Raw genomic sequence first — 25,364 nt, forward strand, 5'->3', positions numbered from 1 at the left:
GTTTCATTGCGACTCAGAAATCTTTTTGAGTCGCTCCATAAAACGTTGTGGCGGCATAAAGCCAATTACCCGTTGATCTTTCTGCTCTTGTGAATCTAAGTTAAAGATCAAGATACCAGGTGGCCCAAATAATCCAAAGCGCTTTAATAATGCCTGATTATCGGCGCTATTTTTAGTCACATCTGCTTGTATTAATACAAATTGCTTTAATTGTTTACTTACCTCAGGATTTGCAAAAGTACTGACTTCCATTTCTTTGCAACTGATACACCAGTCCGCATAAAAATCTAAGAGTACTAATTTTTTCTCTTCCTTGGCCTTTATTAATTGTGCATCTAGCTGTGCAGGTGACTGAATCACGATAAAACTAAGATCGCCTACCTGATGCACGCCCTGCCCGTTGGCTGCTTTTGTAGAACTTACGCCCTCATTTTTTTGTAGCAGGGGAGACGCAATCCAAGCTGCCGTTGCCACCAGCAAAACACCCAGGGTCCGTTGTAACCAAACCATCCAGATGCCAGTTGAGGGAATCAAAATGCGGGCCTCCACTGCAATTAATAACAATGGCAAGCCCATACCCAGCGCCATCACGAAAAGTAAACCGGCGCCCAAGCTCATTGAACCAGTTTGGGCAATAAACGCTAAAACCCCAGCCAATGGGGCAGTAATACAGGGGCTGGCTACCAAAGTAGAGATACCCCCTAAGGCAAATGCTCCAAACAGGTTTCCGCCCTGATGGCGCCCCGCTAGGCGATCAACATGCTGGTGCCATGATTGAGGCAATCTAAGGTCATACAAGCCGAATAAGCTGCCTGAGAGGGCTATTAGCAATAATGCAAAGGCAGCAAGAGCAAATGGGCTTTGTAGGGCTCTTTGAACACTGCCTCCAAGGGCTGCCATGAGCACGCCGGCCAAGGCATAGACCAAGGCCATACCCAAGACATATGCAAGGGCTAAAACACTAGCTCGCCCCTTAGAAACAGCTTTACCGCCTTGGGCACCAAAGATGACGCTCGATAAGATCGGAAGCATAGGCAATACGCAAGGCGTAAAGGCCAAAGCAAGACCCAAAATAAAGAAGGCTAAAAATAAATAGGTGGTAGAAGTGTTTTCTAAAAAGCGGCTGATGGCATTGACATCATCGCGCTCACGCCATAAATCAGTCAGACTAAATTCTGCTTGCTTAGATATTGCAGGAGATCCCTCCAATACCTCTGGTATAGGTGCTGCTTTTACACCAGGGCCAGTTAATAAAAATGGCAAGGTCATTGGCGGATAACAAATACCTGCTTCTGCACAACCCTGCAAAGTGACCTCTATATGCATTGGGCTACCGGCCTGAGGCTTAACCCCAAGAAGCACCATAAAAGGGGCTTTATAAACCTGCAGTTTCTTCTGAAAAGTTTCATCAAATTTCTCAATGCCCAATGGCAATGAAGGCTTGATACTACCTAACTTCCCGGCTTCGCTTCCCGCCTGAAATTTAAGAGACTCTTGATATATGTAGTAACCCTTTGCCGGCTGAAATTCGATTTCAATTTCATTAGAATTTTCAAGCCAAGTCGCCTCTACTCGAAACGCTTTTTCTGGCGGAAGAAAATCAGGCGCCGCAAATACTGACACCGATAACAGTGCCAGCACCAGCAAAATCTTTTTCAGAAATGATTGCATTCTCATGACTTCGAATTTACCTCAGACTCCACCCACTTGCCGTATTGCTTTTCATATTGCTCTGGAGAAAAAGCTAAAATTTCCGGTAAGGCATAAGGATGAGCACTTTGAAGAAATGCAGAAATCTCTGGCCACTGCGAATCTGTTGTCTTTGCCGATAACAAGACCTCTTGCTCTTCGCAAATCTTTCCTTCCCAGCGATAAATCGATTGAATGCCGCCCATAAGCTGCACACAAGCTGCTAAATTCTTCTCCACTAAGGCTCGAGCCAAGGCTTGAGCGGTCTCGACATTCGGAAAACTGGTCACCACCACCAAAAGCTTGCTGGGATTGATGGTAGTGGTAACCGAGTGGTTTTGAGACATTCTGTATTTATAACCTGATAAATGAAAAAAGCCAGACCGAAGCCTGGCTTTTTAAATTGCTAAGAGATTTAAGCCTCTTCAGCTACAGCTGCTGTTTCTTCAACTTCTGGACGATCAAGCAACTCTACCAAGGCCATTGGCGCGTTATCGCCATGACGGAAGCCAAACTTCAAAATACGAAGGTAGCCACCTGGACGAGTTGCATAACGTGGGCCCAGCTCTGTAAAGAGTTTGGTCACGATATCACGATCACGAGTGCGATTGAATGCCAAGCGACGGTTTGCTAAGTTATCTTTTTTACCCAGGGTAATCAAAGGCTCAACAACCATGCGCAATTCTTTAGCTTTTGGCAAAGTGGTTTTAATCACTTCGTGCTCCAAAAGAGAATTGGACATGTTGCGCAGCATCGCCAAGCGATGTGAAGATGTTCTATTTAGTTTGCGTAAGCCGTTTCCGTGACGCATGATGCTTCCTTTCTAATTATTTCTCGAGGTTAGCTGGAGGCCAGCTTTCGAGTTTCATGCCAAGACTCAAGCCACGAGCAGCCAATACATCTTTGATTTCATTCAAAGACTTACGACCCAAATTAGGCGTCTTCAACAATTCATTCTCTGTACGTTGAATCAAGTCACCAATGTAGTAAATGTTCTCAGCCTTCAAGCAGTTTGCAGAGCGAACTGTGAGCTCGAGATCATCAACCGGACGCATCAACATTGGATCAACCATTGAAGAGCGGCTTGGTGCAAGATCGCCAGAAACTTCGCTGCTTTCGAGGGCTGCGAATACTACTAACTGGTCAACCAAGATGCTAGCTGCTTGACGAATCGCCTCTTCAGGAGACAACACACCATTCGTTTCAATCGTCATTACCAAACGATCTAAGTCGGTACGTTGCTCAACACGAGCAGACTCAACTGCATAGCTAACACGGCTTACTGGACTGAATGAGGCATCCAATACGATGCGGCCAATGATCTTGGTCGTTTCGTCGTTGTATTGACGAACGTTACCTGGAACATAGCCACGTCCTTTTTCAACCTTGATCTGCATATCTAACTTGCCACCAGCAGACAAGTGAGCGATCACGTGATCAGGGTTAATGATTTCTACATCATGTGGCAAATCGATATCTTTTGCTGTAACAACACCAGGGCCTTCTTTACGCAAATTGATAGTGACTTCATCACGTGACTGCAACTTAAATACGATACCTTTGAGATTCAACAAGAGGTTAACTACGTCCTCTTGAACTCCATCCAATGTGGAGTACTCATGAACTACACCTGCAATTGCTACTTCAGTTGGCGCATAACCAACCATCGAGGACAAAAGTACACGACGTAATGCGTTTCCGAGTGTGTGGCCATAGCCACGCTCGAACGGCTCCATAACAACCTTAGCTTGGTTGGCGGTAAGCGCTTCAACAGAAATAATCTTTGGCTTGAGCAAATTTGTTTGCATATTTTTTCCTTGAGAGTGCCTAATTAGCGTGAATACAATTCGACGATCAAACTTTCATTAATTTCACCGCTAATATCTTCGCGGTCAGGCACTTGCTTAAATGTTCCTTCAAGCTTAGCTGCGTCAACTGAAACCCAAGTAACAGCTGCCATTTGCCCAACCAAGTTAAGTGATTCGGTAATACGGGCTTGCTTTTTCGCTTTTTCACGAATCGCAACAACGTCACCAGGCTTAACCTGAATAGATGGAATATTAACTGGGCTACCATTGAGCAAAATTGCGCAATGAGAAACCAGCTGACGTGCTTCAGCGCGTGTTGAACCAAAGCCCATGCGATAAACCACGTTGTCGAGACGTGACTCAAGCAACTGGAGCAATGTTTCACCGGTATTGCCCTTACGACGCTCAGCTTCTGCGAAGTAACGACGGAATTGACGCTCTAAAACGCCATAGATACGCTTAACCTTTTGCTTTTCACGCAATTGATTACCGTAATCAGATGTTCTTGAGCCAGATGTACGACCATGTTGACCAGGCTTAGTATCTAACTTGCACTTGTCTGACAGGGCGCGACGTGCGCTCTTTAAAAATAAGTCGGTACCTTCCCGACGTGCTAATTTGGCCTTAGGCCCTAAGTAACGTGCCACGATGCTTTCCTTTCTTTGCCGCAGTCTTACGACCGGCGGTGAGTTCACCCTTTAAATCAGGTGAACAGTGGGCTTTAATAAAAAACTACTAAAACTTGTAATACCTACTTCCTAGCTTAGATACGACGACGCTTAGGAGGACGGCAACCATTGTGTGGAACTGGAGTAACGTCTTGAATCTCAGTGATCTTGATGCCCAATGAATTCAATGCACGTACAGCGGACTCACGACCTGGGCCTGGGCCTTTGATCTGAACTTCCAAGTTCTTGATACCGCATTCAACGGCAGCTTTACCAGCAACTTCTGCAGCTACCTGAGCAGCAAAAGGTGTTGATTTGCGTGAACCTTTGAAACCCTGGCCGCCAGAAGTTGCCCATGAAAGCGCATTTCCTTGACGATCAGTGATCGTAATAATGGTGTTGTTAAAAGAAGCGTGAACGTGTGCAATACCGTCAGCAACGTTCTTCTTAACCTTCTTACGTGCGCGCTGTGAAGCGGCAGAAGCGGATTGTTGTTTTGCCATGTCAATAAACTTTCTTGATTATTTCTTGAGTTGCACACCAGACTTACGTGGGCCCTTGCGGGTGCGCGCGTTAGTCTTGGTACGTTGACCACGTACAGGCAAGCCCTTACGATGACGTACGCCACGGTAGCAACCTAAGTCCATCAAACGCTTGATGCTCATAGTTACTTCACGACGAAGGTCACCTTCGGTGATGAACTTACCTACTTCATCACGCAACTTTTCCAAGTCAGCGTCAGTAAGATCTTTTACTTTTTTGTCGATAGCAACACCTGTGGTTTTGCAAATTTTGTTAGCACGAGTTGTGCCAATGCCAAAAATCGCTGTCAAACCGATGACAGTGTGTTGATGATTTGGGATATTTACCCCAGCGATACGTGCCATGAGATTTCCTCTTAATTAACCAGATCAGCCTTGACGCTGCTTATGACGTGCATCTGAAGAACAGATCACACGCACAACACGTTTGCGCTTAATGATCTTGCAATTTCTGCAAATACACTTAACGGATGCTAAAACTTTCATAACTCACCTCTTAAAAATAGGTACTACTTAATCTTTACTTCGCGCGGAAAATAATTCTGGCTCTTGTCAGGTCGTAAGGAGTCATCTCCACCGTTACCTTGTCTCCCGGCAAGATTCGGATGTAATGCATCCGCATCTTTCCAGAAATATGGCCAAGAACTACATGTCCGTTTTCCAGCTTCACGCGAAACATCGCGTTCGGCAAATTCTCTACAACTTCTCCCGCCATCTGAATTACATCGTCTTTAGACATTCAGTTAAGCGCCCATCTTAAAGTTAGCTTTTTTCATCAAAGAGCCGTATTGCTGCTGCATGACAAATGACTGAACTTGAGCCATGAAATCCATTGCAACAACAACAATAATCAACAATGAAGTACCGCCGAAATAAAACGGCACGTTGTACTTCAAGACTAAAAATTCTGGTAACAAGCAAACCAAAACCATATAAATAGAACCTGCCAAGGTCAAACGCACCAAGATCTTATCGATGTAACGTGCTGTTTGATCTCCAGGACGAATACCAGGAACAAAAGCGCCGCTCTTCTTTAAGTTATCTGCAGTCTCACGGCTATTAAATACCAATGCGGTATAGAAGAAACAGAAGAAAATGATCGCTGCAGCATACAAAATGGTGTACACAGGCTGACCTGGGGCTAAAGTGGCAGCCAAGTCTTTAATAAATTTGCTGAACATATTGGTCGGCTCACCTGAAGTAAACCAGCCAGCAATCGTTGCAGGGAACAAAATAATTGAAGAAGCAAAGATTGGAGGAATTACGCCTGCCATGTTTAACTTCAATGGGAAGTAAGAAGACTGGCCGCCATATACCTTGTTACCAACCTGACGTTTTGCGTAGTTCACCAAGATACGACGTTGGCCGCGCTCTACAAACACCACAAAATAAGTTACTGCCACGCAAATGACTACGATGAGCATTGCAGAAATAATATTCATTGAGCCAGTACGCACCAACTCCAACAAGCTTGCTAATGCGCTTGGTAATCCAGAAACAATGCCGCCGAAAATAATGATAGAGATGCCATTACCCAAACCACGCTCAGTAATTTGCTCACCTAACCACATCAAGAACATTGTCCCAGTAACTAAAGTTACTACAGAGCTCAACTCGAACATTAAGCCTGGGTTAATCACCAAACCTGGCTGAGCTTGCAGTGCAACGGAAATACCCAATGCTTGGAAAGTTGCCAAAAATACTGTGCCGTAACGGGTGTACTGAGTAATCTTGCGTTGCCCGGCCTGGCCTTCTTTCTTCAAAGACTCTAAAGAAGGAACCACAATCGTCATCAACTGCATGATGATCGATGCAGAAATATAAGGCATGATTCCCAAGGCAAAAACGGTAAAGCGTGAAAGTGCACCGCCAGAGAACAAGTTAAACATTCCCAAGATACCGTCTTTTTGCCCAGCAAATAACTGTGCTAATTGATCAGGGTCGATACCAGGAACAGGGATATGCGCACCCAAACGGAACACGATCAAAGCCAACACCAGGAAAATCAAGCGTTGGCGTAATTCGCCAAACTTGCCTCCTGCTGCTGCAGTGCTTCCGTTAGTGGTAGGTGCTAATGCCATATTGACTAGTTAGACTTATTAAGCCAACTCAACTAATTTGCCACCAGCTGCTTCAATAGCTGCTTTTGCACCGGCAGTCGCTGTAATGCCTTTGAGGGTCACAGCAATCTTGAGTTCACCAGTTTTGATCACTTTGACTGCATTAATTTGCTCGCCAGCAAAGCCATGGGCCTTCAATACCAAGAGATCTACTTCTGGCAAGTTGATTTTTGCTAAATCGTTCAAAGTAATTTGACCAACGTGACGACGTGTCATAGACACGAAACCACGTTTTGGCAAACGACGGTACATAGGCATTTGACCGCCCTCGAATCCAACCTTGTGGAAACCACCGGAACGGGATTTTTGACCTTTGTGACCACGGCCAGCAGTTTTACCAAGACCGGAACCAATGCCGCGACCTACGCGACGACGGTTTTTCTTGGAGCCCTCTGCGGGTTTGAGTGTATTAAGTTGCATATTCTTCGCCTATTTACTTGCTAGTTATTAGCCAATGACTTTAACTAGATAAGAAACTTTATTAATCATGCCGCGAACAGCTGGTGTATCTTCCAATTCAGAAACTGAATTGATACGACCAAGGCCTAAGCCACGTACAGTTGCACGATGGCTTTCGCGTGTGCCGATCAAGCTGCGTACTAATTGCAGTTTGACTTTAGAGTTAGATGTTGTCATTTATAGATTCCTAATCTTTTGGTCTTAGCCGAGAATCTCTTCAACTGACTTACCGCGCTTGGCAGCAATCTCAGCAGGAGTACTCATCTTGCTCAAACCATCAATCGTTGCACGAACCAAGTTATAAGGGTTTGTAGAACCGAGTGATTTAGCAACTACGTTAGTTACACCCATTACGTCGAAAATTGCGCGCATTGGGCCGCCAGCAATAATTCCAGTACCGTCTTTAGCTGGAGAAATCAGAACGCGTGATGCGCCATGTTGGCCAGTAACCGTGTGTTGCAAAGTACCCTTACGCAAGGAAACTTTAATCATCTTGCGACGGGCCTCATCCATTGCTTTTTGAACAGCAACTGGAACTTCTTTGGATTTACCTTTACCCATACCGATACGACCATCGCCATCGCCAACTACAGTGAGTGCGGCGAAGCCGAGAATACGACCACCCTTAACCACTTTAGTTACGCGATTAACCGCGATCATCTTCTCGCGAAGACCATCATCACGCTCTTCGTTTTGCATCTTAGTTTGCATTTTTGCCATGTTTTTTCCTAAACCCTTTTAGAACTTCAGGCCGGCTTCACGCGCAGCTTCAGCTAAGGCCTTAATACGGCCGTGGTAACGATGACCGGAACGATCAAAAGCAACATCAACAATGCCTGCCTTAACAGCACGCTCAGCAACTAACTTGCCGATTTGTTTTGCCGCTTCAGCGTTGCCGCCGTTTTTGATCGCTTGGCGCAAATCTTTCTCCATTGTTGAAGCAGCTGCTACAACCTTGGTTCCGCATGGGCTATAAACCTGAGCAGAAATATGTGTATTGCTACGGATAACTGTTAAGCGATTTGCCAATGCTTCGGCAATGCGAATACGAGTCTGCCGAGCACGTCTTTGTCTGGATTCGTCTTTATTCATTTTCTAATCTCGCTTACTTCTTCTTGGTTTCTTTCAGATGCACAACTTCGTCAACGTAGCGAACGCCCTTGCCTTTATATGGCTCTGGTGAACGGTATGCGCGAACTTCAGCTGCGACCTGGCCAACTTGTTGCTTGTTGGAGCCTTTAATAATGATTTCAGTCTGTGTTGGAGTCTCAGCTTTTACACCTTTTGGCAGGTTGTAAATAATGTCATGTGAGAAACCTAACTGCAATTTCAATGTGTCACCTTGAGCAGCAGCACGGTAACCAACGCCTACCAAGCTGAGCTTGCGCTCAAAGCCAGCAGTTACGCCAACAACCATGTTGTTAACCAAAGCACGGGCTGTACCTGACTGAGCACCAGCCTCTGGTGAGTCGTTGTTTACAACAACTGTCAATACGCCATCTTCTTGTTTCAAACCAACAGAAGGGTGCAAGTTGTGTGTCAAAGTACCTAATGGACCTTTAACAGTAATGTTTGCACCGTTGATGCTGATCTCAGCTCCCTTAGGAACTGGAATTGGTGATTTACCTACGCGGGACATCTTTCTCTCCTTAGGCTACGTAGCAAATAACTTCGCCGCCCACGCCTGTTGCACGTGCTTTACGGTCTGTCATTACGCCTTGAGGGGTTGAAATAATTGCAATGCCCAAGCCATTCATTACTTCTGGGATGTCATGACGACCTTTATAGATACGTAGACTTGGTGTTGAAACACGGTCGATACGCTCAATAACAGGACGGCCTGCATAGTATTTGAGATCAATGTGGAGCACTGGCTTAGCTGCTTCACCTTTGATTTCGAAACTTTCGATATAGCCTTCGTCTTGCAAAACTTTTGCGATGGCTACTTTAACTTTTGACGACGGCATCAAGACTACGGGTTTCTGCACTGCTTGCGCATTGCGGATCCTTGTCAACATGTCGGCGATTGGATCGCTGATACTCATGAGTTCTCCTAATTCTTTCGCCGCTTACCAGCTGGCCTTGGTTAAACCGGGGATTTCGCCACGGAAGGCGATTTCACGAATCTTGCTACGAGCCAAACCGAATTTACGGAATGTGCCACGTGGGCGACCGGTTAATGAACAACGATTTCTTTGACGAATCGGGCTTGCGTTACGTGGAAGTGCCTGTAGCTTCAAGCGAGCTTCATAGCGCTCTTCATCGCTGCGTGATTGATCAGCAATGATCGCTTTGAGTTCGGCACGCTTAACAGCGTACTTCTCTACAGTTTTTGCGCGCTTATTCTCGCGCTCAATCAGGGATAGTTTTGCCACGTTAGCCTCTTAATTGCGGAAAGGGAATTTGAATGCTGCCAACAAAGCTTTTGCTTCTTCGTCGGTTTTAGCAGTCGTCGTAATACTGATATTGAGACCACGGAGGGCATCAATCTTGTCGTATTCGATTTCAGGGAAAATGATCTGTTCTTTAACGCCGATGTTGTAATTACCACGGCCGTCAAATGCCTTACCAGAAATGCCGCGGAAGTCGCGTACGCGTGGCAATGCAACAGTAACGAAACGGTCCAAGAATTCGTACATGCGTGCACCACGCAATGTCACCATGGCACCAATTGGGTAACCTTGACGAATCTTGAAACCAGCAATCGCTTTTTTAGCTTTAGTTACCACTGGCTTTTGACCGGCAACTTTAGTTAAATCACCAACTGCATTTTCGATAATCTTCTTGTCGTTCACTGCATCACCCAAGCCCATGTTCAGGGTTACCTTGGTGATACGTGGAACTTCCATTACAGATTTGTAACCAAACTTGGCGATCAAATCTGCAACAACTTTAGCTTGATAGTGTTCTTGAAAACGTGTGCTCATAATTTCTCCGTGCCCCTTATGCGCTTAATGTTGCGCCAGTGGTTTTGAGGAAACGCTGTTTTTTACCGTCAACGAGTTTGATACCAACACGTGATGGTTTGCCGTTACCGTCAACCACAGCCACATTAGAAATGTGAACAGGCATCGTCTTGTCAATCATGCCGCCGGTTACACCAGCAGCTGGGTTTGGCTTAACGCTCTTTTTATAAATATTTACGCCTTCGATCACTAACTTGTTCTCGAGAACGGCCGTAACTGTTCCTTGCTTGCCCTTATCGCGGCCAGTCAACAGAACTACGGAATCACCTTTACGAATTTTTTTCATATCAGCCTCTTAAATCACTTCGGGGGCGAGAGAAACGATCTTCATGAACTTCTCAGTACGCAATTCGCGTGTAACTGGTCCGAAGATACGTGTGCCAATTGGCTCTAACTTAGCGTTGAGCAATACCGCAGCGTTTGCATCGAACTTAATCAATGAACCGTCTGGACGGCGAACACCCTTAGCTGTTCTTACAACAACAGCATTATAAATATCACCTTTTTTTACACGGCCACGTGGAGCAGCTGACTTAACGCTGACTTTGATGACATCACCGATACTGGCGTAACGACGCTTAGAGCCGCCCAATACCTTGATGCACAAAACTTCACTGGCGCCTGTGTTATCGGCGACCTGTAATCTACTTTCGGTTTGTATCATTTCTAATCCCCAACTTATTGGCCAAAGGCAAACAGTCTTGGTTCCGTCTATGGGTTTTAACGAAAGCTAAAACCCGGAATTAATGAAAAACACTGCTTCTCCAATAAAACCAGAGAAGCCTTCTATTCTACTACGTAAAACAGGGATTTGGGAAGAAACTTCGCCAAAATCCCCTAAAAATGCCTTAAATACCCTTTGAAGCCTCTACTAAACGGGTCACAACCCAAGATTTAGTACGTGAAATTGGCTTAGATTCAGCAATTTCAACGGTATCGCCCATCTTGTATGTGCCAGCTTCGTCATGAGCGTGGTACTTTTTGGACTGGCCAACATACTTACCAATCACAGGATGCTTCACTTGACGCTCAACTAAGACCGTCACAGTTTTTTGCATTTTGTCGCTAACAACACGGCCCACGAGGGTGCGGCGCAAGGGTTTAGATAATTCTGTCATATCCCTTTTTCCTTATTTCTGTGCAGTCTTTTGGGCAATAAAAGTCTTCACACGAGCGATGTCGCGCTTAGTTTTACCCAATTGGCTGGTATTTGTGAGTTGCTGAGTGCCCTTTTGCATACGGAGCTTAAAGTTTGTCTTTAAGAGCTCTGTCAATTCTGCATTTAAGCCAGTCAGATCTTTAGCTGCTAATTCTTTATTTTTCATAATCTCTATCCCGATCAACCTAAGTGGCGAATCACGAATGTAGTCTGCAAAGGCAACTTAGCGGCAGCAAGCTTGAAAGCTTCGCGCGCCAAAGTCTCATCCACACCATCCATCTCGTAAAGTACTTTGCCTGGTTGAATTTCAGCTACGTAGTACTCTGGATTACCTTTACCGTTACCCATACGTACTTCAGCAGGTTTTTGTGAAATTGGCTTATCTGGGAAAATACGAATCCAAATACGGCCACCACGTTTAATGTGACGGGTCATTGCGCGACGTGCTGACTCGATTTGACGAGCAGTTAAACGACCGCGGCCAACGGCCTTCAATCCAAAGTCACCAAAGGCAACAGAACTACCGCGTGTTGCCACGCCAGTGTTACGGCCCTTTTGTTCCTTACGATACTTGCGACGCTTTGGTTGTAGCATGCTTACTCTCCTGACTTCTGCGTATCTGCGGCAGGTGCTTCAACCTTGCGCACACGCTTTACTGCTGGCTTAGCAGCAACTAATGGCTTGTCGGTAGCAGCGGCTGGTTTACGAGCAGCTGTTTTGCTTGGAGCACGACGAGTTTTCTTTTCTTCGGCAGCTGGTTCAGCACTTGGAGCAGCCACTTGAGCTTCTGCACCACGGCCTAATGTATCGCCTTTGTAAACCCAAACTTTTACACCGATGATGCCGTATGTTGTTTCTGCTTCAGATGTAGCGTAATCAATGTCAGCCTTCAATGTATGAAGTGGAACACGACCTTCACGGTACCACTCGCGACGAGCAATCTCTGCACCATTCAAACGACCTGAAGACATAATTTTGATGCCTTGTGCGCCAAGACGCATTGCGCTTTGCATTGCACGCTTCATAGCGCGACGGAACATAATGCGCTTCTCTAACTGTTGAGTAATAGAGTCAGCGATTAATTGCGCATCAACTTCTGGCTTACGAATTTCTTCGATGTTTACGTGAACTGGAACACCCATACGCTTTTGTAATTCACGACGGAGAACTTCAATGTCTTCGCCTTTTTTACCAATTACAACGCCTGGACGTGAGCTGTAAATAGTAATACGTGCATTCTTAGCAGGACGCTCGATCACAACTTTACTTACAGATGCATTCTTTAACTTCTTCTTCAAATAGCTACGGACATCAACGTCCTCTTTCAGCATCTTTGCGAAGTCAGTATTGTTTGCATACCAACGTGATGTCCAATTCTTCGTTACCGCGAGTCGGAATCCGGTGGGGTTAATCTTTTGGCCCATATCTTTCCTTAGTTACTCAAGGTCACGCTAATGTGACAAGTTTGTTTTTCGATTTGATTGCCACGACCCTTAGCGCGTGCAGTGAAGCGCTTCAAGGAAGTACCTTTATCAACGATTACCGCTGATACCTTAAGCTCATCAATGTCAGCACCTTTATTGTGTTCAGCATTTGCAATCGCTGATTCAACTACTTTCTTCACAATAAAAGCAGCTTTCTTAGGGCTGAATTGCAAAATATTTAGTGCGCGAGCAATCGGCAAGCCACGAATTTGATCAGCGACCAAACGTGTCTTTTGTGCAGAAATGCGGGCACCCTTGTGAATAGCTTTAACTTCCATCATCATCCCCTTACTTCTTCGTTACTTTCTTGTCAGCAGCGTGACCTTTGAAAGTACGGGTCAAGGCAAATTCGCCTAACTTATGACCCACCATGTTTTCTGATACATAAACCGGAACGTGCTGACGACCGTTATGAACAGCAATTGTCAGACCAATAAAGTCTGGAAGAATTGTTGAACGGCGTGACCAAGTTTTAATCGGCTTCTTGTCTTTGTTGGCTTGTGCGACTTCAACCTTGTTTACCAAGCTGGCTTCGCAAAATGGGCCTTTTTTAGCTGAACGTGTCATATCTATTTTTCCTTAATCGCTTAGCGCTTTTGACGGCGTTGAACGATCATCGATGTTGTACGCTTGTTACGACGTGTACGATAACCTTTGGTTGGAGTACCCCATGGAGATACTGGTACACGGCCTTCGCCAGTTTTACCTTCACCACCACCATGTGGGTGATCTACTGGGTTCATTGCCACACCGCGAACGGTTGGGCGAATACCACGCCAGCGATTTGCACCTGCTTTACCAATCACACGCAAGCTGTGCTCTTCATTACCAACTTCACCAATAGTGGCACGGCACTCAATCAGAACACGGCGAACTTCACCTGAGCGCAAACGCACTTGAGCGTATACGCCTTCACGAGCCAACAATACTGCTGAACCACCAGCAGAACGTGCAACTTGCGCACCTTTGCCTGGCATGATTTCTACGCAGTGAATTGTGCTACCAACTGGAATGTTGCGAATTGGTAAGTTGTTACCAGACTTGATCGGCGCTTCTGAACCGCTCATCAGAGATTGGCCAACAGTCATACCTTTAGCAGCAGGAATATAGCGACGCTCACCATCAGCAAACACAATCAATGCAATATTTGCACTGCGGTTTGGATCGTATTCCAAGCGTTCTACTTTTGCTGGAATACCATCTTTATCGTTGCGTTTAAAGTCAACAACACGATAGTGATGCTTATGACCACCACCTTTATGACGGGTAGTGATGTGACCGTTGTTGTTACGGCCTGCTTTTTGAAATTGTGGCTCGAGCAATGGTGCAAAAGGCTTGCCTTTATGGAGGTCAGGATTGACCACCTTGACCATTGAGCGACGACCTGGTGAGGTCGGTTTTGTTTTCATCAAAGGCATGATTAATTCGCCTCCGCTTCAAAGTTAATTTCTTGACCTGGCTTCAAATTCACATAGGCCTTCTTAGTATGGTCACGACGACCCTCAAAACGGCCATAGCGCTTAGGCTTACCTTTTTGATTCACGATTTGAACAGAGTCAACTTGCACTTTGAAGAGCAATTCAACTGCTTGTTTTACATCGAGCTTGTTAGCATCGCGAGCAACTTGGAAAACTACTTGTTCGTTTTTCTCTGCAACCATAGTGGCTTTTTCAGAGATAACCGGCCCAAGCAGAACCTTCATCAGGTTGTGATCGTTTTTACGGACTTGGCTCATTTCAGCAACTCCTCAATTTTTGCGATCGCAGCTTTGCTTACCAATACCTTTTTGTATTGAACCAAAGCCAATGGATCAGCGTGCTGTGGCTCACATACAGCAACCTTATGCAAGTTACGTGACGCCAAATACAAATTCTCGCTAACCTGATCAACAATGATCAAGACTGAATCCAAGCCCATCGCTTTAACTTTGTCAGCCAAAACTTTAGTCTTTGGAGCGTCAAGAGAAAATTGATCAACTACATTCAAACGACCTTCGCGTGCCAACTGAGACAAAATTGATCTCATACCAGCGCGGTACATTTTCTTGTTTACTTTTTGGCTGAAATTCTCTTCTGGAGAATTCGGGAATATACGACCACCTCCACGCCACAGCGGGGAAGAGCTCATACCAGCACGTGCACGACCAGTACCTTTTTGACGCCAAGGTTTCTTGGTTGTGTGATTAACTTGCTCACGGTCTTTTTGTGCACGGTTACCGCTGCGTGCATTTGCTTGGTAAGCCACCACAACTTGGTGTACCAATGCTTCGTTATATTCGCGCTCGAATACTTCTGGTGAAGCTTGTACGCCTGCACCTAAAGTACCGTTGTCTTGGAGAAGCTTAAGTTCCATATTCGCTCTCCTTATTTCTTCTTCAACGGTGTCTTCACCGCTGGAGTAACAATAACTTTACCGCCTGGGGCACCTGGAATAGCGCCTTTAACCATGATGAGATTACGTTCTGCATCAATGCGTGCGATGACTAAATTTTGAACTGTTTTGGTAACGTCACCCAAGTGACCAGTCATGCGCTTACCAGGGAAAACACGACCTGGATCTTGCGCCATACCGATAGAGCCTGGTACGTTATGTGATCGTGAGTTACCGTGGGATGCGCGACCAGAAGCGAAGTGATACCGCTTAATGGTACCGGCGTAACCTTTACCAATCGATACGCCTTGAACGTCCACCTTTTGACCAGCTGTAAAAGCAGTTTCAGCAGGAATAACTTGTCCTGGTGTCATTTCTGCGATTTTTGCTGCGTCTATTCTGAATTCGTTGAGACCATTACCAGCCATTACACCTGCTTTGGCGAAGTGACCGGCCATTGCTTTGGTAACGCGAGTAGCTCTACGTGTGCCATGTGCTAACTGGATAGCATCATAGCCATCAGTTGCCTGGGTCTTGATTTGAGCGATTCTGTTATCGCTCACGTCAATTACGGTTACAGGGATTGAATCCCCTTCGTCCGTAAATAGACGGGTCATGCCGACCTTGCGGCCGATTAAGCCTAAGCTCATATTCATGCTCCACGCCGACTTCGATTGGTCGGCAAAATTAATTTAAGTGATTTACAAGTAAAAGTACTTCTAAATCAATAACTTACAACGTTTTTAATGCTGATAAACCCATAGAATTCACCCAAATAATTGAGCGAAGCCTTAGATTCTATCCCGAAATACCAGTCTTGACAAGCAAAAAGACCGGAAACAACAAATTACTGCAACTTAATTTCGACGTCTACACCTGCTGGAAGGTCTAATTTCATCAAGGCATCAACAGTTTTCTCTGTAGGATCAACAATATCCATCAAACGGAGATGGGTACGGATCTCTAATTGATCGCGCGATGTCTTGTTCACGTGTGGTGAACGCAGGATATCAAAACGCTCAATACGAGTTGGCAAAGGTACTGGACCTCTAACAACTGCACCAGTGCGCTTGGCTGTATCTACGATTTCAGCAGCAGACTGGTCGATTAAACGGTAATCAAATGCTTTAAGGCGAATACGAATTTTTTGGTTTTGCATATTAATTCCAAAGAGCGGTGTGGTGCTGCCACGTTATACATCTAAAGAGCACGGTGACATCAGCAGCACTGATGTCACCGGTTAGCAAACCGCTAAATATTTTTACTTCTACTACTTAAGCCAAAATCTTTGCAACCACGCCGGCGCCAACAGTACGGCCACCTTCACGGATCGCAAAACGTAAACCTTCTTCCATCGCGATTGGCGCGATGAGTTTGACAGTAATGGTGACGTTATCGCCAGGCATTACCATCTCTTTGTCTTTTGGCAACTCGATTGAACCAGTTACGTCCGTAGTACGGAAGTAAAACTGTGGACGATAGTTGTTAAAGAACGGAGTATGACGACCACCTTCATCTTTACCCAAGATGTAAACCTCGGCTGTAAAGTGAGTATGTGGAGTGATAGAACCTGGCTTAGCCAATACTTGGCCACGCTCAACTTCTTCACGTTTTGTACCGCGCAATAAGATACCAACGTTATCGCCTGCTTGACCTTGGTCGAGCAATTTGCGGAACATTTCAACACCAGTACAAGTTGTCTTGAGTGTTGGCTTGATACCGATAATTTCAATCTCTTCGCCAACCTTAACGATACCGCGCTCGATACGACCTGTCACTACAGTACCGCGACCAGAGATAGAGAACACGTCTTCTACTGGCATCAAGAACGCACCGTCAATCGCACGCTCTGGAGTTGGGATGTAGGTGTCTAATGCTTCAGCCAATTTCATGATGGCTTCTTTACCCAATGGGCCTTCGTCGCCTTCAAGAGCTAACTTAGCAGAACCTTGAATGATTGGTGTGTCATCGCCTGGGAAGTCATACTTAGATAGAAGTTCACGAACTTCCATTTCAACTAACTCGAGCAATTCAGCGTCATCAACCATGTCGCACTTGTTGAGGAACACCACGATGTAAGGAACACCAACTTGGCGTGCCAAGAGGATGTGCTCACGCGTTTGTGGCATTGGGCCGTCAGCAGCAGAGCAAACTAAGATTGCGCCGTCCATCTGAGCAGCACCAGTAATCATGTTCTTAACGTAGTCAGCATGTCCTGGGCAATCCACGTGAGCGTAGTGACGATTTGCAGTCTCATACTCAACGTGCGCAGTATTAATCGTAATACCACGTGCTTTTTCTTCAGGAGCAGCATCGATCTGATCGTATGCTTTTGCTTCGCCACCGAATGCTTTTGAGAGCACGGTTGCAATTGCAGCTGTTAGTGTGGTTTTACCGTGGTCAACGTGACCGATGGTGCCTACGTTTACGTGCGGTTTTGTCCGCTCGAACTTTTCTTTTGCCATTTTTGTCTGCTTTCTTTAGCTAGTCAATATTCAAAATTAATGTGGATAAATTACTTCGCTTTAGCAGCCATAACTGCTTCAGCAACGTTCTTAGGTGCTTCGGAATAATGCTTAAATTCCATGGTGTAGGTAGCGCGACCTTGGGTCAACGAGCGCAAGCCAGTTGAGTAACCAAACATCTCTGCCAATGGCACTTCAGCACGAACGATCTTGCCGCCGCCTGGAATGTCATCCATACCTTGCAAAATACCGCGACGTGATGAGAGGTCGCCCATTACGTTACCCATGAAATCTTCTGGAGTTTCAACTTCAACAGCCATCATCGGCTCAAGCAATACTGGAGACGCTTTGCGCATACCGTCTTTGAACGCCATCGAGCCCGCCATCTTAAATGCGTTTTCGTTAGAGTCAACATCATGGTATGAACCGAAGAACAATGTTGCTTTGATATCTACAACTGGATAGCCAGCCAAAATACCGGAATTCAAGGTTTCAATTATTCCTTTTTCTACTGCAGGAATGTATTCACGAGGAACTACACCACCCTTAATAGCGTCAACGAATTCAAAACCTTTGCCTGGAGCTTGTGGTTCAAGCTTGAGTACAACGTGGCCATACTGACCACGACCGCCAGACTGCTTAACGAATTTACCTTCGATCTCTTCGCAAACCTTACGAATGGTTTCGCGATAAGCAACTTGTGGCTTACCAACAGTAGCTTCAACGCTGAATTCACGCTTCATACGGTCAACCAAAATTTCCAAATGGAGCTCGCCCATACCGGAAATAATCGTTTGACCTGATTCTTCATCAGTCTTCACGCGGAAAGAAGGATCTTCTTGTGCCAAGCGATTCAAAGCAAGGCCCATTTTTTCTTGGTCAGCTTTTGTCTTTGGCTCAACTGCTTGAGAAATCACTGGCTCTGGGAATACCATGCGCTCCAAAATCACGATGCTATCTGGATCACATAAGGTTTCACCGGTAGTAGCGTCCTTCAGACCAACTGCAGCAGCGATATCACCCGCATAAACTTCTTTAATTTCTTCACGTTGATTTGCATGCATCTGTAACAAACGGCCAACACGCTCTTTCTTGCCCTTAATTGGGTTGTAGATAGTGTCGCCAGACTTCATTACGCCTGAGTAAACACGGAAGAAGATGAGCTGGCCAACAAACGGGTCCGTCATGATCTTAAATGCCAATGCAGAAAACTTAGCATTGTCAGATGCTTCACGAGTTGCAGGTGTACCGTCTTCCAATTCACAAGGAACTGGTGGAACATCTAAAGGTGATGGCAATAATTCAACTACAGCATCCAACATCGCCTGAACGCCTTTGTTTTTAAATGCAGTTCCGCACAACATTGGAACGATTTCATTGGCGATAGTGCGCTGACGCAATGCAGCTTTAATTTCATCTTCAGTCAAGCCTTCGCCGCCGAGATATTTTTCCATCAGCTCTTCAGAACTCTCTGCAGCAGCTTCGAGCATCTTCTCGCGCCACTCTTCTGCAGATGCTTGCAATTCAGCAGGAATGTCTTCGTAGGTAAATTTAGTACCTTGTGAAGCCTCATCCCAGTAAATCGCTTTCATTTTTACCAAATCCACAACGCCTTTGAAGTTTTCTTCAGCACCGATTGGAATTTGAATCAAGATTGGATTTGCTTTAAGGCGAGTCTTCATTTGGTCATAGACCTTGAAGAAGTTTGCGCCAGTACGGTCCATCTTGTTAACGAATGCTAAACGTGGAACTTGATACTTGTTAGCTTGACGCCAAACAGTTTCAGATTGTGGCTGTACACCACCTACCGCACAGTAAACCATGCAAGCGCCATCCAAAACGCGCATAGAACGCTCAACTTCAATAGTGAAGTCTACGTGTCCTGGAGTATCAATAATGTTGATGCGGTGCTCTGGGAAATTACCAGCCATACCCTTCCAGAACGTAGTAGTAGCAGCAGAAGTAATCGTGATACCACGCTCTTGCTCTTGCTCCATCCAGTCCATGGTTGCTGCGCCATCATGTACTTCACCAATTTTGTGATTAACACCGGTGTAGAACAAAACGCGTTCTGTTGTTGTTGTCTTACCTGCGTCAATGTGCGCAGAAATACCGATATTGCGGTATTTGTCGATAGGGGTTTTACGTGCCACTGTTGGTGCCTTTTCTTTACTATTTGATTAGAAGCGGAAATGTGAGAAAGCTTTGTTAGCTTCTGCCATACGGTGAACTTCTTCACGCTTCTTCATTGCGCCGCCACGACCTTCAGCGGCTTCTAATAATTCGTTGGCCAAACGTTGAGCCATAGATTTTTCACCGCGCTTTTTAGCGGCTTCGCGCACCCAGCGCATTGCCAAAGCTGAACGGCGTGATGGGCGAACTTCAACAGGAACCTGGTAGTTAGCGCCACCAACACGACGGCTCTTCACCTCAACCATTGGCTTAACGTTGCCCATAGCTGTTGAGAAAACTTCGAGTGGTTCTTTGTTTGCTTTTTTCTCGATGTGATCAAAGGCACCGTAAACGATACGCTCTGCAACCGATTTCTTGCCGTCCAACATCAGGACGTTCATGAATTTAGCTACTTCTACATTGCCGAATTTTGGATCCGGCAAAATTTCCCGTTTGGGAACTTCACGACGACGTGGCATAACTACTCCTTCAGTTCAGTTAGGGGTGGCCCACACGGATCACCCACTCCAGTTGTCCTACTATCTAAGAAGATTCTTAGACGGAACAACCACTTACTTGTCTTTTGAGTCTGACAAACAATGACTTAATACAAAAACTGCTACCGCTTAATTCTTAAAAATTAAGCAGCTTTCTTAGCGCGCTTCGCACCGTACTTGGAACGTGATTGCTTACGGTCTTTAACACCTTGCAAGTCAAGTGAGCCACGAACGATGTGGTAACGAACACCTGGCAAATCCTTTACACGACCACCACGAATCAACACAACTGAGTGCTCCTGGAGGTTATGGCCTTCACCACCAATGTATGAAATGACTTCAAAACCATTGGTTAAGCGAACTTTGGCTACTTTACGAAGCGCAGAGTTAGGCTTTTTAGGAGTGGTTGTGTACACACGTGTACATACACCGCGGCGCTGCGGGCTGTTTTGCATCGCAGGGCTCTTGCTTTTAACGGTAAGCTTTGCTCTTGGCTTGCGTATTAATTGATTAATTGTTGGCATAAAATAGCTCGGTTAGTACTTCTTTGTTGCTTTCTTCAAGAAAATCAATGACTTAGAGAATTTCCAGGTCAAAAAGACCCTCTTCTGAATCAGTAGAACTCTGCATTCTAGCTTGGCCAGCCTTTTCCGTCAACCAAATGGGGAAAAAACTGGCCATTTCTGGCCAGAATTGCCAAATTAGCTTGGATCAGCCTCCCCAGTAGGAGCAACGACTTCAGCCTCGATTTCTACAGGCATATTGGCCATTGCTTCCTCTTCGGCGGCAATCATTTGAGCGCGATCACGCTCGAATTGCTCTCTGACCTTGCGTGCACGGCGATAAGACAAGCCAGTACCAGCAGGGATCAGACGACCAATAATGACGTTTTCCTTGAGGCCACGGAGTGTATCGGTCTTGCCCATAATGGCGGCTTCGGTCAATACACGGGTGGTTTCTTGGAAAGAAGCCGCTGAAATGAAGCTGTCGGTCGACAAGGATGCCTTAGTAATACCTAGCAACACGTTATCGAACTGAGCTGGGTGCTTACCTTGGGCGATCACTGCATCGTTAGCGTCATACAACTTAGAACGCTCAACTTGCTCACCAGTGATGAAGGATGTATCGCCTGGATCAGTTACCTGAACACGACGCAACATCTGACGCACGATCACTTCAATGTGCTTGTCATTAATCTTCACACCCTGGAGACGATAAACGTCTTGAACTTCGTCAACGATGTAGATAGCCAACTCTTCGATGCCTTTGAGTGTCAAGATGTCATGAGGATCAGCAGGGCCTTCCACAATCATCTCGCCCTTGTTCACAACTTGACCATCATGAACGAGAACTTGCTTCTCTTTAGGAATCAAGAATTCATTAGCTTCGCCATCCATATCGGTAATGACCAAACGTTGTTTACCTTTGGTTTCTTTACCGAAGGAAACTGTTCCAGTAACTTTCGCCAATACTGCTGCATCTTTTGGAGAGCGTGCTTCGAACAGTTCTGCAACGCGCGGCAAACCACCAGTAATATCGCGAGTCTTCTGTGATTCGATTGGAATACGTGCCAATACTTCACCAACTTCGACCTTCTGACCATCCTTAACAGTAATCAAAGCACCTACCTGGAGACCAATGTTTACTGGGTGATCAGTACCGGCGATCATCACTTCATTACCCTTTTCATCAACCAAGTTGATCATCGGGCGAACGCCTTTGCTAGCTGCAGAGCGACGCTTACCATCAATTACCACCAAAGTGGAAAGACCGGTAACTTCGTCAACCTGCTTAGCAACAGTCACGCCTTCTTCGACGTTATCGAAGCGAGCGACACCAGCGTACTCAGAAATAATCGGACGTGTTAATGGATCCCATGTTGCTAAGCTTGCGCCAGCCTTAACTGCTGCATCTTCTTTTAACAAGAGGGTTGCGCCGTAAGGAACTTTATGACGCTCACGCTCACGACCATTCTCATCAACGATCAAGGCTTCGCCAGAACGTGAAATCACGATCTGCTCACCCTTCGCGTTCTTCACAACACGCATCGTGCCGGAGAACTTCAAAGCACCGTTAGATTTGGCTTCAATATTGCTTGCAACCAAAGCACGTGACGCTGCACCACCAATGTGGAAGGTACGCATAGTCAACTGTGTGCCTGGCTCACCGATGGACTGAGCAGCGATAACACCTACCGCTTCACCAACGTTCACCAAACCACCGCGACCTAGATCACGTCCGTAGCACTTAGCGCACAAGCCGAAGCGAGTTAAGCAAGACAATACTGTGCGAACTTTAACTTCGTCGATACCCAATGCCACGATTTGATCAACATGATCTTCGTCGAGCAAGGTGTCGTTAGGAACGATGACTTCTTGTGTGTCAGGGTGAACGATGTCACCGATGCATACACGACCCAAAATACGATCACGCAATGCTTCGATAATTTCGCCGCCTTCAACAAGCGCTTTCATTGTTACGCCAGAAGTTGCGCCGCAATCTTCTTCAATAACCACGAGGTCTTGAGTAACGTCACATAAACGACGTGTCAAGTAACCAGAGTTCGCTGTCTTCAACGCGGTATCAGCCAGACCCTTACGAGCACCGTGGGTTGAAATGAAGTACTGCAACACGTTCAAACCTTCACGGAAGTTCGCAGTAATTGGGGTTTCAATGATGGAGCCATCAGGCTTAGCCATCAAACCACGCATACCAGCCAACTGACGAATCTGCGCTGCAGATCCACGCGCGCCAGAGTCCGCCATCATGTAGATGGAGTTAAAGGATTCTTGACGCACAGTCTTACCGTTGCGGTCGAGTACGTCAACGTGTGACAACTCATCCATCATCGCCTTACCAACTTGGTCACCAGCAGCACCCCAAATATCAACCACGTTGTTATAACGTTCTTGATTGGTTACGAGGCCTGACATGAACTGCTTGTCATACTCTTTAACCTTGGCAGAAGCTTCGGTGATGATGCGCTCTTTAGAAGTTGGGATCAACATATCGTCGATCGCAACTGAAATACCAGCATTGGTCGCCAAGCGGAAACCAGACTGCAAGAGACGGTCAGCAAAAATCACTGTTTCACGCAAACCGCACTTGCGGAATGAGGTGTTAATCAAACGTGAGATTTCTTTTTTCTTCAAAGGCTTGTTAATTTCCTCGAAAGACATGCCTTTAGGCAAAATCTCAGACAAGATTGCACGGCCAACTGATGTTTGATAGATCTTGGTCTTCTCAGCAAAACGCGCATCGCCTTCTGCCTTCTTGTCCACGATCTCATACTCAGTAATACGCACAGCAACACGAGAAGCCAATTCAACTTGACCTGCTTCGTATGCACGTACTACTTCAGTAATGTTGGCGAAAACCATGCCTTCGCCTTTGCCGTTGATCTTGTCACGTGTAGCGTAGTACAGACCCAACACCACGTCCTGTGAAGGAACGATGGATGGCTCGCCGTTAGCTGGGAACAATACGTTGTTCGAAGCCAACATCAAGGTACGTGCTTCCATTTGCGCTTCGAGCGACAAAGGAACGTGAACCGCCATTTGGTCACCGTCAAAGTCGGCGTTAAATGCCGCGCAGACTAAAGGGTGCAATTGGATTGCTTTACCTTCAATCAGCATTGGCTCGAAAGCCTGAATACCAAGGCGGTGCAATGTAGGCGCACGGTTCAACATGATTGGATGTTCACGAATGACTTCTTCGAGAATGTCCCAAACGATTGGAGTCTGGCTTTCAACTTCTTTCTTCGCAGCCTTAATCGTGGTTGCAATTCCCAAAGTTTCAAGCTTGTTGAAAATAAATGGCTTGAACAATTCCAAGGCCATCAATTTTGGTAAGCCGCACTGATGCAATTTCAATGTAGGACCAACTACGATGACTGAACGACCAGAGTAGTCAACGCGTTTACCCAACAAGTTTTGACGGAAACGACCGCTCTTACCTTTAATCATCTCAGCCAAGGACTTGAGAGGACGCTTGTTAGCGCCAGTCATAGCCTTGCCGCGACGACCGTTGTCGAGCAATGAGTCAACCGCTTCTTGCAACATGCGTTTTTCGTTACGAACGATGATCTCTGGTGCGCGCAACTCTAACAAACGCTTCAAACGGTTGTTACGGTTGATGACGCGACGATAGAGGTCGTTCAAATCGGAGGTAGCAAAGCGACCGCCATCCAATGGCACCAGTGGGCGCAATTCAGGTGGCAATACTGGCAATACTTCCATGATCATCCAGTCAGGCTTAATACCTGAAGTCTGGAACGCCTCCAGCACTTTTAAGCGCTTAGCGTATTTCTTGATCTTGGCATCGCTACCAGTGGCTTTTAATTCAGCGCGAATGGTCTCTACTTCACGATCGATATCAATCGAACGCAAGAGATCACGAATACCCTCGGCGCCCATGATGGCGGTAAACGCACCGTCACCATACTCTTCAGTTTTGGCAATGTACTCGTCTTCAGACATGATCTGACCACGCTTCATTGCGCCTTCAGGAGTCATACCAGGATCAACAACTACATATGCTTCAAAGTAAAGAACGCGCTCGATATCACGCAATGTCATATCGAGAACCATACCCAAACGGGATGGCAGGGACTTCAAGAACCAAATGTGCGCTACAGGGGCTGCCAACTCAATGTGGCCCATGCGCTCACGACGTACCTTAGCGAGAGTGACTTCAACGCCGCACTTTTCGCAAATTACGCCACGGAACTTTAAGCGCTTGTACTTGCCGCATAAGCACTCGTAGTCTTTGGTTGGTCCAAAAATCTTGGCACAGAACAGACCATCACGCTCGGGCTTAAAAGTCCGGTAGTTGATGGTTTCTGGTTTACGTACTTCACCAAAAGACCATGAGCGAATTTTCTCAGGAGATGCGAGACCAATTTTGATGACATCAAACTGCTCTTCGCCCTGCGTTTGCTTAAATAAATCGAGCAATGCTTTCATA

At 46.0% G+C, this 25,364-nt stretch carries 36 protein-coding genes; all 36 read right to left on the reverse strand.

The features are described from left to right. Nucleotides 1-3: 3 nt before the first annotated feature. On the reverse strand, nucleotides 4-1,677 hold the full coding sequence (gene dsbD, locus ICN41_RS08200; RefSeq protein ID WP_216292456.1) for a protein-disulfide reductase DsbD: 1,674 nt from the start codon (nucleotides 1,675-1,677) through the stop codon (nucleotides 4-6). Continuing rightward, complete coding sequence (gene cutA, locus ICN41_RS08205) at nucleotides 1,674-2,036, reverse strand: divalent-cation tolerance protein CutA (protein ID WP_216292457.1); 363 nt, start codon at nucleotides 2,034-2,036, stop codon at nucleotides 1,674-1,676. Before cutA ends, dsbD begins: the two co-directional genes overlap by 4 nt. Nucleotides 2,037-2,104: 68 nt before the next feature. After that, a complete protein-coding gene (gene rplQ, locus ICN41_RS08210; protein WP_216292458.1) occupies nucleotides 2,105-2,500 on the reverse strand; it encodes a 50S ribosomal protein L17 in 396 nt (131 codons plus the stop codon). 16 nt (nucleotides 2,501-2,516) lie between these two features. After that, nucleotides 2,517-3,497, reverse strand: a complete 981-nt coding sequence (gene rpoA / locus ICN41_RS08215; RefSeq protein ID WP_071464451.1) for a DNA-directed RNA polymerase subunit alpha — start codon at nucleotides 3,495-3,497, stop codon at nucleotides 2,517-2,519. Nucleotides 3,498-3,520: 23 nt separating this feature from the next. Continuing rightward, the gene (rpsD, locus tag ICN41_RS08220) at nucleotides 3,521-4,144 is read right to left on the reverse strand and encodes a 30S ribosomal protein S4 (protein WP_011901924.1); all 624 of its coding nucleotides are present in this window, start codon (nucleotides 4,142-4,144) and stop codon (nucleotides 3,521-3,523) included. A 116-nt stretch (nucleotides 4,145-4,260) separates the two neighbouring features. Next, complete coding sequence (rpsK, locus tag ICN41_RS08225) at nucleotides 4,261-4,668, reverse strand: 30S ribosomal protein S11 (RefSeq protein ID WP_011901923.1); 408 nt, start codon at nucleotides 4,666-4,668, stop codon at nucleotides 4,261-4,263. A gap of 18 nt (nucleotides 4,669-4,686) precedes the next feature. Then, complete coding sequence (gene rpsM / locus ICN41_RS08230; RefSeq protein WP_096673340.1) at nucleotides 4,687-5,052, reverse strand: 30S ribosomal protein S13; 366 nt, start codon at nucleotides 5,050-5,052, stop codon at nucleotides 4,687-4,689. Between the two features lie 24 nt (nucleotides 5,053-5,076). Then, nucleotides 5,077-5,193, reverse strand: coding sequence for a 50S ribosomal protein L36 (gene rpmJ / locus ICN41_RS08235; protein ID WP_012357167.1), 117 nt, complete (start codon nucleotides 5,191-5,193; stop codon nucleotides 5,077-5,079). A gap of 34 nt (nucleotides 5,194-5,227) precedes the next feature. Beyond that, nucleotides 5,228-5,446, reverse strand: a complete 219-nt coding sequence (gene infA / locus ICN41_RS08240) for a translation initiation factor IF-1 (RefSeq protein ID WP_068320132.1) — start codon at nucleotides 5,444-5,446, stop codon at nucleotides 5,228-5,230. Between the two features lie 4 nt (nucleotides 5,447-5,450). Next, nucleotides 5,451-6,788 (reverse strand): preprotein translocase subunit SecY, encoded by a 1,338-nt coding sequence (secY, locus tag ICN41_RS08245; protein ID WP_216292459.1) that lies wholly within the window; start codon nucleotides 6,786-6,788, stop codon nucleotides 5,451-5,453. An 18-nt stretch (nucleotides 6,789-6,806) separates the two neighbouring features. After that, the gene (gene rplO, locus ICN41_RS08250; protein WP_216292460.1) at nucleotides 6,807-7,247 is read right to left on the reverse strand and encodes a 50S ribosomal protein L15; all 441 of its coding nucleotides are present in this window, start codon (nucleotides 7,245-7,247) and stop codon (nucleotides 6,807-6,809) included. 27 nt (nucleotides 7,248-7,274) lie between these two features. Then, nucleotides 7,275-7,463: a 50S ribosomal protein L30 gene (gene rpmD / locus ICN41_RS08255; protein WP_015420249.1), complete on the reverse strand. Its 189-nt coding sequence runs from the start codon at nucleotides 7,461-7,463 to the stop codon at nucleotides 7,275-7,277. Nucleotides 7,464-7,487: 24 nt separating this feature from the next. Further along, nucleotides 7,488-8,006 carry a 30S ribosomal protein S5 gene (gene rpsE, locus ICN41_RS08260; RefSeq protein WP_068947703.1) on the reverse strand — a complete coding sequence of 173 codons (519 nt, stop codon included), beginning with the start codon at nucleotides 8,004-8,006 and terminating at the stop codon, nucleotides 7,488-7,490. Between the two features lie 18 nt (nucleotides 8,007-8,024). Further along, complete coding sequence (gene rplR, locus ICN41_RS08265) at nucleotides 8,025-8,378, reverse strand: 50S ribosomal protein L18 (RefSeq protein WP_046329386.1); 354 nt, start codon at nucleotides 8,376-8,378, stop codon at nucleotides 8,025-8,027. A gap of 13 nt (nucleotides 8,379-8,391) precedes the next feature. Further along, nucleotides 8,392-8,925: a 50S ribosomal protein L6 gene (gene rplF / locus ICN41_RS08270; protein ID WP_216292461.1), complete on the reverse strand. Its 534-nt coding sequence runs from the start codon at nucleotides 8,923-8,925 to the stop codon at nucleotides 8,392-8,394. 10 nt (nucleotides 8,926-8,935) lie between these two features. After that, nucleotides 8,936-9,331 (reverse strand): 30S ribosomal protein S8, encoded by a 396-nt coding sequence (rpsH, locus tag ICN41_RS08275; RefSeq protein ID WP_011901914.1) that lies wholly within the window; start codon nucleotides 9,329-9,331, stop codon nucleotides 8,936-8,938. A 24-nt stretch (nucleotides 9,332-9,355) separates the two neighbouring features. Continuing rightward, nucleotides 9,356-9,661 carry a 30S ribosomal protein S14 gene (gene rpsN / locus ICN41_RS08280; protein ID WP_011901913.1) on the reverse strand — a complete coding sequence of 102 codons (306 nt, stop codon included), beginning with the start codon at nucleotides 9,659-9,661 and terminating at the stop codon, nucleotides 9,356-9,358. A gap of 9 nt (nucleotides 9,662-9,670) precedes the next feature. Further along, a complete protein-coding gene (rplE, locus tag ICN41_RS08285) occupies nucleotides 9,671-10,213 on the reverse strand; it encodes a 50S ribosomal protein L5 (protein ID WP_046329383.1) in 543 nt (180 codons plus the stop codon). A gap of 16 nt (nucleotides 10,214-10,229) precedes the next feature. Then, the gene (rplX, locus tag ICN41_RS08290; RefSeq protein ID WP_011901911.1) at nucleotides 10,230-10,538 is read right to left on the reverse strand and encodes a 50S ribosomal protein L24; all 309 of its coding nucleotides are present in this window, start codon (nucleotides 10,536-10,538) and stop codon (nucleotides 10,230-10,232) included. Between the two features lie 9 nt (nucleotides 10,539-10,547). Then, entirely contained in the window at nucleotides 10,548-10,916 is a 369-nt protein-coding gene (gene rplN, locus ICN41_RS08295; RefSeq protein ID WP_011901910.1) for a 50S ribosomal protein L14, read from the reverse strand. A gap of 184 nt (nucleotides 10,917-11,100) precedes the next feature. Then, on the reverse strand, nucleotides 11,101-11,370 hold the full coding sequence (gene rpsQ / locus ICN41_RS08300) for a 30S ribosomal protein S17 (RefSeq protein WP_011901909.1): 270 nt from the start codon (nucleotides 11,368-11,370) through the stop codon (nucleotides 11,101-11,103). Nucleotides 11,371-11,382: 12 nt separating this feature from the next. Further along, nucleotides 11,383-11,577, reverse strand: coding sequence for a 50S ribosomal protein L29 (rpmC, locus tag ICN41_RS08305; RefSeq protein WP_216175961.1), 195 nt, complete (start codon nucleotides 11,575-11,577; stop codon nucleotides 11,383-11,385). 14 nt (nucleotides 11,578-11,591) lie between these two features. Continuing rightward, on the reverse strand, nucleotides 11,592-12,005 hold the full coding sequence (gene rplP / locus ICN41_RS08310; RefSeq protein WP_071464443.1) for a 50S ribosomal protein L16: 414 nt from the start codon (nucleotides 12,003-12,005) through the stop codon (nucleotides 11,592-11,594). 2 nt (nucleotides 12,006-12,007) lie between these two features. Then, entirely contained in the window at nucleotides 12,008-12,835 is an 828-nt protein-coding gene (rpsC, locus tag ICN41_RS08315) for a 30S ribosomal protein S3 (RefSeq protein WP_216292462.1), read from the reverse strand. An 8-nt stretch (nucleotides 12,836-12,843) separates the two neighbouring features. After that, nucleotides 12,844-13,176: a 50S ribosomal protein L22 gene (gene rplV, locus ICN41_RS08320; protein ID WP_216292463.1), complete on the reverse strand. Its 333-nt coding sequence runs from the start codon at nucleotides 13,174-13,176 to the stop codon at nucleotides 12,844-12,846. 7 nt (nucleotides 13,177-13,183) lie between these two features. Continuing rightward, entirely contained in the window at nucleotides 13,184-13,462 is a 279-nt protein-coding gene (gene rpsS, locus ICN41_RS08325; protein ID WP_046329379.1) for a 30S ribosomal protein S19, read from the reverse strand. 20 nt (nucleotides 13,463-13,482) lie between these two features. Continuing rightward, nucleotides 13,483-14,313, reverse strand: coding sequence for a 50S ribosomal protein L2 (gene rplB / locus ICN41_RS08330; protein WP_011901903.1), 831 nt, complete (start codon nucleotides 14,311-14,313; stop codon nucleotides 13,483-13,485). 2 nt (nucleotides 14,314-14,315) lie between these two features. After that, on the reverse strand, nucleotides 14,316-14,630 hold the full coding sequence (gene rplW / locus ICN41_RS08335) for a 50S ribosomal protein L23 (RefSeq protein WP_071464440.1): 315 nt from the start codon (nucleotides 14,628-14,630) through the stop codon (nucleotides 14,316-14,318). Further along, nucleotides 14,627-15,247 (reverse strand): 50S ribosomal protein L4, encoded by a 621-nt coding sequence (gene rplD / locus ICN41_RS08340; protein WP_216292464.1) that lies wholly within the window; start codon nucleotides 15,245-15,247, stop codon nucleotides 14,627-14,629. The genes rplW and rplD overlap by 4 nt, the downstream gene beginning before the upstream one ends. Nucleotides 15,248-15,258: 11 nt before the next feature. Then, a complete protein-coding gene (gene rplC / locus ICN41_RS08345) occupies nucleotides 15,259-15,915 on the reverse strand; it encodes a 50S ribosomal protein L3 (RefSeq protein WP_216292465.1) in 657 nt (218 codons plus the stop codon). Between the two features lie 197 nt (nucleotides 15,916-16,112). After that, complete coding sequence (gene rpsJ / locus ICN41_RS08350) at nucleotides 16,113-16,424, reverse strand: 30S ribosomal protein S10 (protein WP_216292466.1); 312 nt, start codon at nucleotides 16,422-16,424, stop codon at nucleotides 16,113-16,115. Between the two features lie 115 nt (nucleotides 16,425-16,539). After that, nucleotides 16,540-17,730: an elongation factor Tu gene (tuf, locus tag ICN41_RS08355; protein WP_087908789.1), complete on the reverse strand. Its 1,191-nt coding sequence runs from the start codon at nucleotides 17,728-17,730 to the stop codon at nucleotides 16,540-16,542. Nucleotides 17,731-17,780: 50 nt separating this feature from the next. Further along, complete coding sequence (fusA, locus tag ICN41_RS08360; protein WP_216292467.1) at nucleotides 17,781-19,883, reverse strand: elongation factor G; 2,103 nt, start codon at nucleotides 19,881-19,883, stop codon at nucleotides 17,781-17,783. 27 nt (nucleotides 19,884-19,910) lie between these two features. Continuing rightward, complete coding sequence (rpsG, locus tag ICN41_RS08365; protein WP_015420229.1) at nucleotides 19,911-20,381, reverse strand: 30S ribosomal protein S7; 471 nt, start codon at nucleotides 20,379-20,381, stop codon at nucleotides 19,911-19,913. Nucleotides 20,382-20,542: 161 nt separating this feature from the next. After that, on the reverse strand, nucleotides 20,543-20,923 hold the full coding sequence (gene rpsL / locus ICN41_RS08370) for a 30S ribosomal protein S12 (protein ID WP_216292468.1): 381 nt from the start codon (nucleotides 20,921-20,923) through the stop codon (nucleotides 20,543-20,545). A 177-nt stretch (nucleotides 20,924-21,100) separates the two neighbouring features. Next, nucleotides 21,101-25,363, reverse strand: coding sequence for a DNA-directed RNA polymerase subunit beta' (gene rpoC / locus ICN41_RS08375; protein ID WP_216292469.1), 4,263 nt, complete (start codon nucleotides 25,361-25,363; stop codon nucleotides 21,101-21,103). Nucleotide 25,364: the final 1 nt, after the last annotated feature.

Source organism: Polynucleobacter sp. 15G-AUS-farblos, from assembly GCF_018882445.1.
In the GTDB taxonomy this organism is placed as follows: Bacteria; Pseudomonadota; Gammaproteobacteria; order Burkholderiales; family Burkholderiaceae; genus Polynucleobacter.